Annotated in this window: 15 protein-coding genes; 10 read left to right on the forward strand and 5 right to left on the reverse strand. The window is 64.3% G+C overall.

Annotated elements, in window-relative coordinates; translation table 11 throughout:
* Positions 1–22 precede the first annotated feature (22 nt).
* Complete coding sequence (locus D0C15_RS20245; RefSeq protein ID WP_116047889.1) at positions 23–919, reverse strand: glycosyl hydrolase; 897 nt, start codon at positions 917–919, stop codon at positions 23–25.
* Positions 920–1,116: 197 nt separating this feature from the next.
* On the opposite strand from D0C15_RS20245, the gene murA reads away from it, so the two are divergent.
* The gene (gene murA, locus D0C15_RS20250) at positions 1,117–2,391 is read left to right on the forward strand and encodes a UDP-N-acetylglucosamine 1-carboxyvinyltransferase (RefSeq protein WP_116047891.1); all 1,275 of its coding nucleotides are present in this window, start codon (positions 1,117–1,119) and stop codon (positions 2,389–2,391) included.
* A 48-nt stretch (positions 2,392–2,439) separates the two neighbouring features.
* Here the strand turns inward: murA and D0C15_RS20255 are convergent, their stop codons facing one another.
* Complete coding sequence (locus tag D0C15_RS20255; RefSeq protein WP_116047894.1) at positions 2,440–3,363, reverse strand: trypsin-like serine protease; 924 nt, start codon at positions 3,361–3,363, stop codon at positions 2,440–2,442.
* A gap of 65 nt (positions 3,364–3,428) precedes the next feature.
* Positions 3,429–4,055 carry a LysE family translocator gene (locus tag D0C15_RS20260; protein ID WP_116047896.1) on the reverse strand — a complete coding sequence of 209 codons (627 nt, stop codon included), beginning with the start codon at positions 4,053–4,055 and terminating at the stop codon, positions 3,429–3,431.
* A 153-nt stretch (positions 4,056–4,208) separates the two neighbouring features.
* Here D0C15_RS20260 and D0C15_RS20265 point away from each other — a divergent pair, with 153 nt between their 5' ends.
* The 7 genes from D0C15_RS20265 (at position 4,209) to ehuB (D0C15_RS20295) (ending at position 11,474) form a co-directional block, all read left to right on the forward strand.
* A complete protein-coding gene (locus D0C15_RS20265; RefSeq protein WP_281270720.1) occupies positions 4,209–6,233 on the forward strand; it encodes a protein meaA in 2,025 nt (674 codons plus the stop codon).
* Between the two features lie 111 nt (positions 6,234–6,344).
* Positions 6,345–7,256: an ectoine/hydroxyectoine ABC transporter substrate-binding protein EhuB gene (ehuB, locus tag D0C15_RS20270; RefSeq protein ID WP_211323271.1), complete on the forward strand. Its 912-nt coding sequence runs from the start codon at positions 6,345–6,347 to the stop codon at positions 7,254–7,256.
* A 27-nt stretch (positions 7,257–7,283) separates the two neighbouring features.
* The gene (gene ehuC / locus D0C15_RS20275; RefSeq protein WP_116047903.1) at positions 7,284–8,021 is read left to right on the forward strand and encodes an ectoine/hydroxyectoine ABC transporter permease subunit EhuC; all 738 of its coding nucleotides are present in this window, start codon (positions 7,284–7,286) and stop codon (positions 8,019–8,021) included.
* Complete coding sequence (ehuD, locus tag D0C15_RS20280; protein WP_116047907.1) at positions 8,018–8,674, forward strand: ectoine/hydroxyectoine ABC transporter permease subunit EhuD; 657 nt, start codon at positions 8,018–8,020, stop codon at positions 8,672–8,674. Before ehuC ends, ehuD (D0C15_RS20280) begins: the two co-directional genes overlap by 4 nt.
* A gap of 28 nt (positions 8,675–8,702) precedes the next feature.
* Positions 8,703–9,467 carry an ectoine/hydroxyectoine ABC transporter ATP-binding protein EhuA gene (gene ehuA / locus D0C15_RS20285; RefSeq protein ID WP_116047909.1) on the forward strand — a complete coding sequence of 255 codons (765 nt, stop codon included), beginning with the start codon at positions 8,703–8,705 and terminating at the stop codon, positions 9,465–9,467.
* 43 nt (positions 9,468–9,510) lie between these two features.
* Positions 9,511–10,284 carry an enoyl-CoA hydratase-related protein gene (locus D0C15_RS20290; RefSeq protein ID WP_116047911.1) on the forward strand — a complete coding sequence of 258 codons (774 nt, stop codon included), beginning with the start codon at positions 9,511–9,513 and terminating at the stop codon, positions 10,282–10,284.
* A gap of 284 nt (positions 10,285–10,568) precedes the next feature.
* Positions 10,569–11,474 (forward strand): ectoine/hydroxyectoine ABC transporter substrate-binding protein EhuB, encoded by a 906-nt coding sequence (gene ehuB, locus D0C15_RS20295; protein WP_116047913.1) that lies wholly within the window; start codon positions 10,569–10,571, stop codon positions 11,472–11,474.
* 58 nt (positions 11,475–11,532) lie between these two features.
* Here ehuB (D0C15_RS20295) and ehuD (D0C15_RS20300) read toward each other — a convergent pair whose 3' ends face one another.
* Positions 11,533–12,189, reverse strand: coding sequence for an ectoine/hydroxyectoine ABC transporter permease subunit EhuD (gene ehuD, locus D0C15_RS20300; RefSeq protein ID WP_116047915.1), 657 nt, complete (start codon positions 12,187–12,189; stop codon positions 11,533–11,535).
* Positions 12,186–12,911 carry an amino acid ABC transporter permease gene (locus D0C15_RS20305; protein ID WP_116047916.1) on the reverse strand — a complete coding sequence of 242 codons (726 nt, stop codon included), beginning with the start codon at positions 12,909–12,911 and terminating at the stop codon, positions 12,186–12,188. The genes ehuD (D0C15_RS20300) and D0C15_RS20305 overlap by 4 nt, the downstream gene beginning before the upstream one ends.
* A gap of 323 nt (positions 12,912–13,234) precedes the next feature.
* On the opposite strand from D0C15_RS20305, the gene D0C15_RS34200 reads away from it, so the two are divergent.
* Positions 13,235–13,408, forward strand: coding sequence for a hypothetical protein (locus D0C15_RS34200; protein ID WP_162830162.1), 174 nt, complete (start codon positions 13,235–13,237; stop codon positions 13,406–13,408).
* Positions 13,409–13,506: 98 nt separating this feature from the next.
* Positions 13,507–13,779, forward strand: coding sequence for an ATP-binding cassette domain-containing protein (locus D0C15_RS34205; RefSeq protein WP_211323272.1), 273 nt, complete (start codon positions 13,507–13,509; stop codon positions 13,777–13,779).
* Positions 13,780–14,294 lie beyond the last annotated feature (515 nt).

Consider the following 14,294-nt stretch of genomic DNA (forward strand, 5'->3'; position numbering starts at 1 on the left):
CCACCCTAGCCGGGGTCCCGGCTCACCTCCGGCAGAAGTCCCGCCAGGCCGCCTTGCTCTGCTGGTCCCGCAGCCGGTAGTCGGAGTGCCCATGAGCGGTGTAGTCGACATCGAAGTACTGCACCCACAGTGCGTCGTGCTCGGCCAGGTAGTCGGTGACTTCCCGGAGCCAGGCCGCGCGTCCGCGGCCGTCGTCCCCCGTCGCGAGGCCGGTGCCCAGTTCACCGATCGCCAGCGGTTCGTCCGCGGCCCTGTTCGCCGCGACCACGTGGCGCAGGATCGTGTCGGCGGAGCGGTACTTCTTCGTGACTCCGACGATCTGGTTGTACGCGTCCCAGGCGAGCACGTCGACGTACCGAGTGCCGGGGTAGTAGTCCCTCCAGTTCCGCCCGGAGTTCGGGTCGGCGGTCCAGTACATCAGGATGAGCGTGGACCGCAGACGCGGATTCCCGGCCTGCTCGGCCAGGTGGTGCAGGTGTTTCCACGCCGCACGGAACTGGGCGGCGGTGAACTGCCCCTTCGTGATGTTGTCCTCGGGCTCGTGGAAGTAGGTCCAGTGCACATCGACGTCGGTGGGTGCTTCCGCGAACCACTTCCGGAAGTGCCGGTCGTGCTTGCCCGCGGTGATCTCGGCCGGATCGGCCTTGAACGAGACGGTGAGCGGGAGCCTGCCCGCGTCGAGCTTGCCAGGCCAGTGGCGGGGTAATCCGGAGTAGAAGAGGCGCACCGATTCGAGGCCGTAGTAATCGTTTACCCGCGCGAAAGCCTGCTGGTAAGTCTCGCCCTTGGATTCCGGCAGGAACGATGCTCCACACAGCGGCATCGTCGCGGCGGATGGTGAACCGGCCGCCGGAGAGGCCGGTAGCAGGATGGTGCTCGCGACGACCGCCATGGCCGCCGTGACCGTACGCCCCAGCACGTGTATCTCCTTCAAGGTCGCTTACTAGTTCGCAAATAGATAACAGAATCCCACGCTTCGGTCCAGTGAGCATCGACCTGCCGGTCGGTCCGATCGGCATGGCAGGCATGATGAACGCCCATGAGCGACCGGCACCGTGAGCGAATCGGGTACGGAACTGAGCGATGTGCAGCCCGCCGGCGAGTGAGGCAAGAGGCATGAGCGAGCACTTCGACGTCCATGGCGGAGGGCGGCTGGTCGGCGAGGTCGAGGTCGTCGGCGCCAAGAACAGTGTGCTGAAACTGATGGCGGCTGCACTGCTCGCCGAAGGCACCACGACCATCACGAACTGCCCGCAGATCCTCGATGTCCCGCTGATGGGCGACGTCCTTCGCAGCGTCGGCTGCGAGGTCGAGATCGACGGCGACACCGCGCGCATCACCACTCCGGCCGAACTTTCGGCACGTGCGGACTCGCCTGCGATGGGCAAGCTGCGCGCCTCGGTATGCGTGCTCGGCCCGCTGGTCGGCAGGCTGAAGCAGGCCGTGGTCGCCCTGCCCGGCGGTGACGCCATCGGGTCGCGGCCGCTGGACATGCACCAGAACGGGCTACGCAAGCTGGGTGCGACCAGCACCATCGAGCACGGCTGCGTGGTGGCCAAGGCAGACGGCCTGCACGGGGCGCAGATCTGGCTCGACTTCCCCAGTGTCGGAGCCACCGAGAACATCCTCATGGCCGCCGTCCTCGCCGACGGCACGACGGTCATCGACAACGCGGCCCGCGAGCCCGAGATCGCCGACATCTGCATGATGCTCATCGAGATGGGTGCGAAGATCGAGGGCGCTGGTACCTCGACGCTGACCGTGCACGGCGTGGACGAGTTGCACCCCACGGAGCACAGGGTGATCGGCGACCGGATCGTCGGGGCCACCTGGGCTTTCGCGGCGGCGATGACCAGGGGTGACCTGACCGTGCGCGGGGTCAACCCGCACCACCTCGACCTCGTGCTGGACAAGCTGCGCCTCGCCGGGGCGGAGGTCACCACGTTCGACGGTGAGGGCTTCCGCATCGTGCAGCACGACAGGCCGCAGTCCGTCGACTTCGTGACCCTGCCGTACCCCGGGTTCGCGACGGACCTGCAGCCGTTCGCGGTGGCACTGTCCTCGGTCTCCGAGGGCACATCGATGATCACCGAGAACGTCTACGAGGCCCGGTTCCGCTTCATCGAGGAGATGGTGCGTATCGGTGCCGACGCACGGACCGACGGGCATCATGCCGTGGTGCGGGGTGTCGAGCGGCTCTCCAGCGCGCCGGTGTGGGCGTCGGATATCCGTGCGGGAGCTGGTCTGGTCCTCGCCGGCCTGTGCGCGGACGGCATCACCGAGGTGTGGGACGTTTTCCACATCGACCGCGGCTATCCGCACTTCGTGGAGAATCTCAACCGGCTCGGCGCGCGGATCGAGCGCGTCGTCGGAAATCCGGAGCGCTCCTGATGCCCGGCGTGCCCGGCCCACGTCGCGAGCCAGGCACACCGGGAACGGTCAGGGCAGCGCGACGAACGGGCTGAGGAACGAGCGTGCGCCCGGCGCGTCGAGCCGGTAGGTGACGTTGGTGGCGTAGCACGGCGCGTCCCCGGTGATCGTGGTGGACACGAGCGTGCGCACACCGTCGATCGTCGCGAAGTTCGGTCCGCCGGAATCGCCGTAGCAGGCGCCGCCGTTGCCCTGTGGTTCGGTCATCGCGAGACGCACCCACGTCTTGTTCAGTGCGTCGAAGGAGACCGGCGCCTTCATCCGTACGCCGCCACCGGGGTGGGTGTGCCCGCCAGGGCCGCGCTGCGCCTCCTGGGTGCCGTACCCGGCGACCACGAAGTCCGTTTCGCGGAGGCCCTGTGGTCCCAGTTGGTCGAGCTCGCCTGCCGAGGGCAGCGCCGCCGGGGTGAACGACCAGCGCTGCGCCATCTCCGCAGCGGGCACTTCGATCACCGCGATGTCGTGGGAGTCGGCCGAATTGCCAGGGTAGGCCGGGTCCGAGTGAGCCGAACCCTCGACGCCGACGCTGCGCGCGACGGAGGTGGGCTGCCCGGGGAACCGCTGCGCGGCCGCGTCGAGCCCGGCCTGCACGTCCTGCTCGAGCGAGACGTAGAACCGTACGTTGTCCGGCCAGCCGCTCGTGCAGTGCGCGGCGGTGAGGAAGGTGCCGCCGTCGAGCATGGTGCCGGAGCAGACCCAGTCGACCCTGTCCGGTGTGGCTGGGTCTTCGTCGTTGTCCCAGGTGGCCACGAGCGCACCGACCTCGGTGCGTTCCGGCGCCGGTGTGGCGTTGTAGGAGCTGATTCCCGATGCGGCCGTTGTGGCGCTCAGCAGCACCGCGGCGGTCGCAGCGGTGAGGGTGAGCGCGCGGCGGGTGGCCCTGGCCGAGCGTGACGACCCGGGGCGATGTGACACGAAGGAGTGATCTGTCATGGCGAGGAACTCACCACGCGGGTGTCCCGCAGTCAAGGCTTTCGGTGCAGCTTCGGGCAACTGGCTCAGGACTGGGCTGCCAGTGCCACACCGAAGCCGATCAGAGCGCTGCCGGTAACGGCGTCGAGCGAGCGGCGCACCTTCCTGCGCTGGAGCCAGGCCCGAACCTTGTGCACGAAGAACAGCATCAGCAGGAGCCAGATACTGCCGAGGACGGCCACGGTGTAGGCCAGCACAAGTGCGTCGAGCACGGAGGTGGTCGCGGGGTTGAGGAACTGGGGCAGCACCGAGAGGTACAGGACGAGCACCTTCGGATTGGTCACGTTGGACAGGAACCCCTCGCGCCAGCGACGGAACCCTGAGGACTTGGCCTGTTTGGTGTCCTGAAGGGTGCCGTAGTTACCGCGCCAGGCGGCCCGCAACGCCTGGAAGCCCAGGTAGCAGAGGTAGGCGACGCCGAGCCAGCGCAGGGTGAGAAACAGCGGCTGCGAATGGGCGATGATCGCGCCGAGCCCGAGAGCGGCCGCGCTGCCCTGCACGGCGTTGCCGCTGAAGATGCCGAAGACCGACATCAGCCCGCCTCGCCAGCCGGCGGCCAGCGAGTTCTTCAGGGTCACCATCGTGTCCGGACCGGGGGCGATGACCACCAGCACGACGACCACGAGATAGCTGCCGTACACACTCCACGTCACACTGATCGACCCTAACGGGTGATGAGCCGTGACTCCGTCGGATTTTCGTCACAGTGTTGGCGGGCGCTGCCCGTGCTGGACGTGTCGAGTTCCACTCGTCACAAAATGTTACCGACGAGTATGCTGGGTCGGTCGTCGATCGGGAGGTTTGTCGTGCCCTATCCATCGGATCGTGAACTCGATCGTCCATGGGTCATGCGGACCTACGCGGGCCACTCCTCGGCGGCCGCGTCGAACGAGCTCTACCGGCGCAACCTGGCCAAGGGGCAGACCGGGCTCTCGGTGGCCTTCGACCTGCCGACGCAGACCGGGTACGACCCGGACCACAAGCTCGCCAAGGGGGAGGTCGGCAAGGTCGGGGTGCCGGTCTCGCACATCGGGGACATGCGCCAGCTGTTCGCTGGAATCCCGCTCGCCGAGGCGAACACCTCGATGACGATCAACGCGCCCGCGATGTGGCTGCTCGCGTTGTACGTCTCGGTGGCCGAGGAGCAGGCCGAGCAGGAGGGCCGGGACGTCGATGAGGTGCTGGCAAAGCTGACCGGCACCACGCAGAACGACATCATCAAGGAGTACCTGTCCCGGGGGACCTACATCTTCCCGCCGGGACCGAGCCTGCGGCTGATCACCGACATGATCGCGTGGACCGTGCACCACGTACCCAAGTGGAATCCGATCAACATCTGCAGCTACCACCTGCAGGAGGCAGGGGCGACTCCGACGCACGAGGTCGCCTACGCCTTGTGCACCGCCATCTCGGTACTCGACGCCGTACGCGACTCCGGTCAGGTCGACGCCGACGATATGGCCAAGGTGGTCGCGCGGATCTCCTTCTTCGTCAACGCCGGTGTGCGGTTCGTCGAGGAAATGTCCAAGATGCGCGCCTTCACCGAGTTGTGGGACGAGATCACCGCCGAGCGCTACGGCGTCACCGACGCGAAGGCGCGCAGGTTGCGTTACGGCGTCCAGGTCAACTCACTCGGCCTGACCGAGGCGCAGCCGGAGAACAACGTGCAGCGGATCGTGCTGGAGATGCTCGCGGTGACCCTGTCGCGGGGGTCGCGGGCCAGGGCGATCCAGCTGCCGGCGTGGAACGAGGCGCTGGGCCTGCCGAGGCCGTGGGACCAGCAGTGGGCGCTGCGGATGCAGCAGGTGCTCGCGTTCGAGACCGACCTGCTGGAGTACGAGGACATCTTCGACGGTTCGCGGGTTATCGAGGCGAAGGTCGAAGAGATCAAGACCGGCGCCCGCGAGGAGATCGCCAGGGTGCAGGAGCTCGGAGGAGCCGTCGCGGCCGTCGAGAGCGGCTACATGAAGTCGCAGCTGGTGTCCTCGCTCGCCGAGTACCGGCGGGGCATGGAGGCGGGCGAGCGGGTGCTCGTCGGCGTCAACAAGTTCGACACCACCGAGCCGAGCCCGCTGCAGGCCGAGGGCGCGAAAGCCATCGAGACGGTGGATCCCGCGGTCGAGAAGGAAGCGGTCGCGGCGATCGAGAAATGGCGCGAGCAGCGTGACGGTGAGCAGGTCGAGGCCGCGCTGCAGGGACTGCGCATGGTCGCGAAGACCTCGCAGAACCTGTTCGACGCGACGCTGGAGTGCGCGCGGGCAGGTGTCACGACGGGGGAGTGGTCGGGGGCGCTGCGCGAGGTGTTCGGCGAGTACCGGGCTCCCACCGGGGTGTCGGGGGCTTCGATGTCCTCGGGCGGCGTGGCCGAGATCGAGCGGGTCCGGGAGCGGGTCAAGGCGACGAGCGAGGAACTCGGGGAGCGGCTGCGGATCCTGGTCGGCAAACCCGGGCTCGACGGGCACTCAAACGGCGCGGAGCAGGTGGCCGTGCGGGCTCGCGACACCGGTTTCGAGGTCGTGTACCAGGGCATCCGGCTGACGCCCGAGCAGATCGTGGCCGCCGCCGTACAGGAGGGCGTGCATGTGGTCGGCCTGTCGGTGCTCTCCGGCTCACACCTCGAGGTGGTGCCGGAGGTGGTGGACGGGCTGCACGCGGCCGGAGCGGGTGACATCCCGGTGATCGTCGGCGGAATCATCCCGCCCGACGATGCGAAGCTGCTGACCGAGCGGGGCATCGCCGCCGTGTTCACGCCGAAGGACTACGAGCTGACGGAGATCATGGACGGCATCGTGACCATCGTGCGCGAGGCGAACGGACTGCCAGGACGGTAGGCGATCTCTATCCGGTAACGGCGGGTATGGAGTTTCCGAACCTGCTTTGAGCCTCTTCAGTGATGCCCTAACGTTCGGTGACTACGGGACGATCACGGAAGGGGCAGGACGATGAATCAGGGCAAGTGGACTCGGCGAGAGTTCTTCCGACGTTCTGCAGTGGCGGGTGCCGTAGCCATCGGCGGTCCGGTCTTCCTGTCGGCCTGCTCCGAAGTCCCAGAGACCGGTGGGGACGGTGCTGTCAACACCCTGCAGCGTGCCCGGGACGCTGGCACTATCAAGATTGGTATTGCCGGGGAGATTCCCTATGGCTTCACAGAGGACGGAGAGGTCACCGGCGAGTCTCCAGAGGTGGCCAAGGCGGTGTTCGAAGCCATGGGTATCCCTAACGTCGAGGCAACCCAAGTGGAGTTCGGTCAGTTGATTCCGGCGCTCAACGCCGGTCAGTTCGACATGGTGGCCGCCGGTATGGCGATTCTGCCCGACCGTTGTGCGAACGCCGCATTCTCGCACGTCGACTACATCACGCCGACGGCTTTCCTGGTCCCGAAGGGAAACCCGCAGCAGGTGCTCAACTTCGACGACGTGAAGGCAAAGGGGGTGAACCTCGCGGTGCTGTCCGGCACCGTCGAACAGCAGGTGGCTGTCGCGCTCGGCGTCCCAGACGAGCAGATCCAGACCTATGACGGACAACCGGAACTTCTGCAGGCGCTGCTCGCAAATCGCGCCTACGCGGGTGCGTTGACCGACATCTCGCTGAAGGCCTTGCTGGAGCAGAATCCGGACGCTGCCCTCGAAGTGACCGACGGCTTCGTTCCCATGGTCGATGGTGAGGAGCAGATCCAGGCGGGTGGGTTCGTCTTCCGAAAGGGCGAGGACGAGATCCTCGAAGCGTTCAACACCGAACTGGAGAAGCTGCAGTCCAGCGGGCGGTGGCTGGAGATCGTCAAGCCCTTTGGTTTCACTGAGGACAACCTGCCGCCGGATGACGTGACGACCGAGCAGCTCTGCGCGACAGCGTGATCGCGCTACGGCGCCGGTAGACCGACCATGTTCGACAATCTTCCTCTGTTCGTTTCCACGATTCTCGACGGTCTGGTACTCACACTTGAGGCGACCTTGGGTGGAATCGTGCTTGCCACCGTGCTGTCCTTTGTATTCGGACTCGCGATGCTCTCCGACCGTGTGCTGGTCCGGGTCGTGTCGCGTACCTACGTCGAATTCTGGCGCGGTACGTCCGAAGTGGTCCAGCTGTTGTGGATCTACTTCGTGCTCCCGGTGTTGACCGGTTTCCAGATCGTGCCGCTGTGGGCGGGCATTCTCGTGCTCGGGCTCAACTTCGGGGCGTACGGGGCGGAGATCGTTCGGGGCGCGATCCAGTCGGTACCGAAGGCGCAGTACGAGGGATGTGTGGCTCTCAGTCTGACACCCGCGCAACGGATGCGGCGGGTGATCCTGCCGCAGGCCTTGGTGGACATGGTGCCACCGTTCAACAATCTGTTCATCCAGCTGCTCAAGGGCAGCGCGTTGCTGACGTTCATCACTGTGCATGAGATGACTTACCAGGCGCGGGAGGTCCTGCTCAACAGGTTCACCAATCAGGCGCTGCTCATCTGGACACTCACCTTGCTGGCCTACCTGGCACTGTCCATCCTGATCACCTTCGGCATGCGCTGGCTGGAACGCTGGACCGCGGCACAGGTCGGTAGGACACCGACGAGACGGACTTCCTTCCGAGAGAGGTACCGCGCTGCTGCGCCTCCGTCAGCTGGTGGAGGCGGGGTATGACCTGGGACTGGGAGTTCGCCTGGGAGGCGCTACCGGTCGTGTTGGACGGCCTGCTAGTCACCTTCCAGGCGACCGTGCTGGGGTCGATAGTCGCCTACGCACTGGGTTTGGTCTTCGCCCTAATGCGGCGCTCTCCGATCCGGGTGGTCAGTACCGCCACCTGGCTGCTGATCGAGTTCATCCGGAGCACACCGCTGCTGGTGCAGCTCTTCTTCCTGTTCTTCGTGCTCCCGGGATTCGGGGTGACACTGTCCCCACTGGTTGCTGGTGTCATCGGGCTCGGCCTGCACTACGCGTGCTACACAGCTGAGGTATATCGTGCCGGGATCGAAGGCGTCCCTCCCGGGCAGTGGGAGGCAGCTACGGCATTGAGTCTGCCGAGGTCACGGACGTGGAGCGGCATCATCCTGCCGCAAGCGATCCCACGAGTGCTGCCCGCGCTGGGTAACTACACGATCTCGATGTTCAAAGAGACCCCCCTGCTGTTCGCGATCGGGCTCCCGGACATCGTGGGCGAGGCGTTCGAGTTCGCTTCACTGAACTTCCGCTACGTCGAGCCCATTACCATCGCAGGTATCTTGTTCCTGTTGCTCAGTTACCCGTCCTCATTAATCGTTCGATACTTGGAGCGTCGTTTTGGCCTCACACACTGACACCCCCTCGGCCACGGCCACCGATGTGATGATCCGCTTCGAAGGTGTCATCAAGAAGTTCGGTGACAATGTCGTGCTGCGCGAGCTGGACTTCGAGGTGAAGCCAGGCGAGTTCGTCACCCTGATCGGACCGAGTGGTTCGGGCAAAACGACGATCCTACGACTGTTGATGACGTTGGAGAAGGTCAACGGCGGGAAAATCTATGTCGGTGATGAATGCCTGACCCACACAGACCGTGGGGGCAAGATGGTGCCTGCCGACGAGAAGCATCTCCGCAAGGTGCGTCGGAGGATCGGCATGGTCTTCCAGCAGTTCAACCTGTTCCCCAACATGAAGGTGCTGCAGAACATCACCGAGGCACCGGTGCGCACCCTCGGCCTGTCGAAGGAAGAGGCCGAGAAGCGGGCCAGGGAACTGCTTGAGATGGTCGGTCTGAGCGACAAGGTCGATGCCCATCCGTCCCAGCTTTCCGGTGGCCAGCAGCAGCGTGTCGCCATTGCCAGGGCGCTGGCGATGCAACCGGACGTGTTGCTGCTGGACGAGGTGACCTCCGCGTTGGACCCGGAGCTGGTCGCCGGTGTCCTGGCGGTGTTGAAGGAGATCGCGTCCCGGACTGACATCACGATCCTGTGTGTCACTCACGAGATGCAGTTCGCCCGCGATGTGTCGGATCGGGTGATGATGTTCGACCACGGCCAGGTCATCGAGGAAGCTGACCCGGAAAAGCTCTTCACCGACCCGGACCACGAGCGCACCAGGGAGTTCCTGCACGCCGTCATTGATCGGGCGTAAGCGACCGTATCCACAGGGGGCCTCGACGCAGTACGGTCGAGGTATGACCGAGTACGAGCACATCCTCGTCAAGCGTGACGGCGACACGGTCACGATCACGATGAACCGGGCCGCCCGGCGGAACTCACTGTCCGGGGAGCACCTCGCCGAGCTACTGCAGGCCTTCAAGGAGGCAGGGGATTCCGATGCGACCGGAATCGTGTTGGCCGGCGATGGTCCCGTCTTCTCGGCGGGGCATGACTTTGGTGATGTCGCAGATCGTGACCTGAGTGGCGTGCGAGACCTGCTGCAGCTCTGCACTGAGTTGATGCGCACGATTGAGTCTGTGCCACAGGTCGTGCTCGCACGCGTCCACGGCCTGGCCACCGCCGCCGGTTGTCAGCTAGTCGCGTCCTGCGACCTGGCGATTGCGGCCGAGTCAGCGGGCTTTGCTCTCCCCGGCGGCAAGGGTGGTTGGTTCTGTCATACCCCTGCCGTCCCGGTTGCCAGGTCGATCGGTCGAAAGCGGCTGATGGAGATGGCCCTGACCGGTGATGTCGTCGACGCGAACACTGCCGAGTGGTGGGGCCTCGTAAATGCTGTCGTCCCGGATGGCGACCTTGATGACGCTGTGACCGAGTTACTGGGCAGGGCGACCAGGGGCAGCCCCGCCAGCAGGGCGCTCGGCAAGCGGACTCTCTATGCTCAGCTGGACCGCCCCGAGGCCGAGGCGTATACGCTCGCTGTCGAGGTCATGGCTTCGGCTTCGCAGCTTCCGGCGGCAAAGGAAGGCATGGCCGCATTCCTGGAGAAGCGCAGGCCGGAGTGGCCCGAGTAGATTTTGCCTCACCACCCGACAGACGACGACCGGCGGTTATCTGGGTGCGGTAGTCCAGGTGCGACATCGAGCTGTCCGATCTGGACGACGGTGCCTCTGAAAGCCCGGTCACTTCGCCAAGTTCGCGTGCGTTGCACTCGGCCGTGACCTGCTGATCTAGGACCCCCTGTATGCAGGCCTGCACGGCCAGTGGCGGACTGTGGTCATTGCATAACAATGCGCCGCACAAGTACTGGTGATTGGATAGGGTCAAGCAACCGCCATCACCTGAACGGAGTGTTTTCGTGTCAGACCCGAAGGTCAACCGTCTCTCCCGCCGTGCGTTGTTGCGCTACTCGGCCATAGGGATCGCCGCCGTCGGAGGCGGAGCAGTCCTCAGCGCGTGCCAAACGACCAATCCGGACACCGGTCAGCCCGAGTCCGAGGGTGGACTGCAGCAGCGTGTCGACTCTGGTCAGCCGATCCGACTGGCGATCGCAAATGAACCGCCCTACACCGTGTTGACTGCCGAAGGTGAGTTGACCGGTGCTGAACCCGACGTGGCCAAGGCCGTGCTCGAGCGCATGGGCATCACAAATATCGAGGGTGTGCAGACTCAATACGACTCGATGATCCCGGGCCTCACGGCCAATCGCTGGGACATGGTCACTGCCGGGATGTTCATGGATCAGGCCCGCTGCTCGCAGGTGCTCTATGCCTCGCCTGTGATCGTCTCGACCGAGTCGTTCGCGGTGCCCGCGGGCAACCCCAAGGGACTCACCACGATCGACGATGTCATGAACCAGGATGTGCAGGTCGCTGTTTTGGCCGGCAGCTTCGAACTGCGGGCCGCCAAGTCCCTGGGTGTGCCGGAAAGCAAGCTGCCCACCTACCCCGCGGCACCGGATGCGCTACAGGGACTGGCGGACGGTCGCGTCGACGCTGTCCTGCTGCCGACTTTGAGCCTGGAAGCAGAGAAGGAGAAGGGTGGGAACTTCGAGATAACCGCGCCGTTGGAGGACTTCCCCACCACTGGCTCCAGCGCGGCGTTCCGGCAGACGGACACCGAGTTCCAAGGAAAGTACAACGAAGAACTGAAGGCGTTCAAGGAGACGCCGGAGTTCGAGGCGATCCTGGAGAAGTGGGGCTTCTCCGCGGACGCTGCACGCAAGGCCACCACCGAGGAACTCTGCTCGGTCGAAGCAGGCTGAGCCTTAAGGTCACGATCGGGCCGGTACCGCCGCAGTCGGTGCCGGCCCGATCGTCGTTTCAGGACGTTTTGAGCTTGATTTCCAGGCGTCGCAACAGAAGCGCGGTCGGATAACTTGCTGCGAGGAAGATCAGCCCGGCCAGCGTAAGGGGCTCGAGCCACTCGTAGGTCTGGCTGCCGAACGCCCGTGCGGTGTGCACCAACTCGGGCACCGTGATGAGCGCCAGGAACGGCGTCTCCTTGAACATCGCGATGGCGTAGTTGCCCAAGGCCGGAAGCACGTTGCGGATCGCCTGTGGGAGGACCACCCGCTGCCAAGTGATCCGCTGAGGAAGATGCAGGGCGGTGCTGGCTTCCCATTGTCCTGTAGGTACTGCCTCGATGCCTGCCCGGTAGACGTCCGCGCAATAACACGCATAGTGCACACCGAGACCGATCACCCCCGCCGTCATCGGCGACAGGGTGACTCCCAAGCTCGGCAAGGCGAAGAACAGGAAGAACAGCTGAATCAGCAGCGGCGTACTGCGGATGAACTCGATGAACGCCGTGGTGAGCTGTGCCAGTACTGGGATTCGCAAGTACCGGATGATTGCGAAGACCAGCCCGAGTATGGCGGCGAGGATCGTACCGAGCACCGTGGCTACCAGCGTGTACTTGGCGAAGTGCGTCAGAAGTTCGGGAAGCGCCTCGAACGCGTAGTTCCAGTCCCAGTTCACGGTGCCGTCACCTCGATCTTCTGCGGGGGCCTGCGTGTCCGGAAGAGGCTCTTCACGCCTTCGTGTTGTCCCAGTCGTGCCTTGGCCGCGACCTCAGCAAGGTTCGAGAAGAACGTGACCGCGTAGGCGAGGATGAAGTAGATGACCATCAGGACGAGGTAGATGAACGGACGGTCACCGCCCGCCTTGTGGAACGACTCACCGATCTGCATCAGGTCGACCAGCGAAATCGTGAACAGCAAGGGGGTGCTCTTCAGCAGCTGGATGAACAGGTTGTTCATCGAAGGGATCATCAAGGCGATGGCCTGTGGCCAGACGACGCGGCGCATCCGAGTCCACGCCGACAGGTTCAGCGCTGTTGCCGCCTCCCATTGTGTCTTCGGGACTGCGTTGATCGACCCACGCACCACCTCGGCGCCGTACGCGCCGTAGTTCAGTCCGAGGGCCAGCACGCCGACCACGACCGCGTCGAGTCGGAAGCCGATCAGCGGTAGCGCGAAGAACAGCCACCACAGCTGGATCATCAGTGAGGTTCCTCGGAAGAACTCGATCACGATGCGGGCGACGCCACGCACCGGTAACCGGTGCGAACGGGCCATCAGGCCCAGCACTACCGCGAGGATGACCATCAGGATGGTCCCGAGGACCGTGATAAGCACGGTGAGGCCGAGACCGTCGAGAAGATTTCCGCTCCAGTCGAACAGGGTGGGTGTCTCGTTCATCGGTACTTCCCTCCCAGAGTTCGATCAGGCCAGGGTAGTCCAGGAATCACGCTCTGTTACCTCTCGTCGACTGTAGGCCTGCCACCGCCCGGCGAACAGGGAGTGACCAGCTCGGGTCTGTCCCGACACTAACGGGCTAAGACGGATTACGCGTTGATTCCGCCGCCCGGCGAGTAGGAGATGTTATGTGCGGCGGGCCGAGACGCGGCCACCGGCCGACGTCTCTTGGTCTCGACGGACGTGTGCGTGGCCGCTCCGTGTCAGATCGACTTCACTGGAGGTTTACTGCCTACCTGTCGAAGGCCGGCCACAAGGTTTCCCCTGTGAAGCCGGACAGTTCGGTGTCGGCGTGCTCCTACACCGAACCGTCCGACAAGCCGCTGACCTGGATGAGTCCGCCGTGCTGGCTTATCGAGGACGGCAACCTCTGGATCGTGTCGAGCAAGCGCGGCCGCGAGACCGACGGGGACCAGAACCTGCCGGATGCACCAGAGTAGGTCCTCGGAATGTCCAAGGGCGAGGTGCAGGAGCGCGGGATGGACTGCTGGATGGTCGGGCGGAGCCAGCACGTCGACCGTAAACCGCCTCAGTGCTCATGTGGTCGGCAGCAGTGGTGGCGATCGCGCGAGCCATGGCGATGCGCCTGAAAGTGCTGCTGTACGACGAGCCAGCCTCGGCGCTGGATCCCGAGCTGATCGGGGACGTGCTGAACGTGATTCGCAACATCGCGAAGAGCACGGACATGACCGTGCTGACGATTACGCACAAGATTCGATTTGCGGAGAAGATCTCCGACCGCGTGGTCATGTTCGACCACGGCCTTGACGCGGTGTGCAGGGCCCGCCAGCGCGGATCTTCGAGAACCTGAAGAAAGAGCAAATTGCGCGTTTTTCCGGACACTCCTGGAGCGCTAGCGAATATGAGCTCTCAGAGTTATTCTGATTGAATTTTGTGTGGTGAATAGTGTAACTCTGCAGGTCTTTCGCATACCGTATGTTTCCGGTTCTTCTGCCTATCTCAGATTGCGCCAAACCCGGGGTTTCGAAAGGAAGAATCCTCACGAAACCCCGGATAAGTGGCTAGGCGATTAGTAGGTTACAGGTTCCGACCATCTTGTGAGCACGTTTCTCTGGCCAAATGTATCAGTCCATATCACGGTCGCAAGAGTGCGCCATCTCTGTGTACCTCCAACGTCGTAAGCCGAAACCTCTATATCATAGAATTGAGACGCCCAGCTTCGGTTGAAAGTTTTGGTGTTAGAAGCATAAACGCTTCCGTTCATGTATAGAGTTGCCTTGAGCTGAATGTGCGTGGCCGCGCAAACAGCCGAGGCTGTTCCTTGAGATTTCCATACCCCATTATCGTACGCCAGGGCAGTTGATG

The sequence above is a fragment of the Amycolatopsis palatopharyngis genome (assembly GCF_003385185.1).
Taxonomy (GTDB): domain Bacteria; phylum Actinomycetota; class Actinomycetes; order Mycobacteriales; family Pseudonocardiaceae; genus Amycolatopsis; species Amycolatopsis palatopharyngis.

What these genes read in the sequence shown, in the direction of transcription:
- murA (WP_116047891.1), top strand. Translation starts at nt 1,117, where the DNA reads ATGAGCGAGCACTTCGACGTCCATGGCGGAGGGCGGCTGGTCGGCGAG.
- D0C15_RS20255 (WP_116047894.1), bottom strand. Translation starts at nt 3,363, where the DNA reads ATGACAGATCACTCCTTCGTGTCACATCGCCCCGGGTCGTCACGCTCG.
- ehuB (WP_211323271.1), top strand. Translation starts at nt 6,345, where the DNA reads ATGAATCAGGGCAAGTGGACTCGGCGAGAGTTCTTCCGACGTTCTGCA.
- ehuC (WP_116047903.1), top strand. Translation starts at nt 7,284, where the DNA reads ATGTTCGACAATCTTCCTCTGTTCGTTTCCACGATTCTCGACGGTCTG.
- ehuD (WP_116047907.1), top strand. Translation starts at nt 8,018, where the DNA reads ATGACCTGGGACTGGGAGTTCGCCTGGGAGGCGCTACCGGTCGTGTTG.
- ehuA (WP_116047909.1), top strand. Translation starts at nt 8,703, where the DNA reads ATGATCCGCTTCGAAGGTGTCATCAAGAAGTTCGGTGACAATGTCGTG.
- D0C15_RS20290 (WP_116047911.1), top strand. Translation starts at nt 9,511, where the DNA reads ATGACCGAGTACGAGCACATCCTCGTCAAGCGTGACGGCGACACGGTC.
- D0C15_RS20305 (WP_116047916.1), bottom strand. Translation starts at nt 12,911, where the DNA reads ATGAACGAGACACCCACCCTGTTCGACTGGAGCGGAAATCTTCTCGAC.
- D0C15_RS34205 (WP_211323272.1), top strand. Translation starts at nt 13,507, where the DNA reads ATGTGGTCGGCAGCAGTGGTGGCGATCGCGCGAGCCATGGCGATGCGC.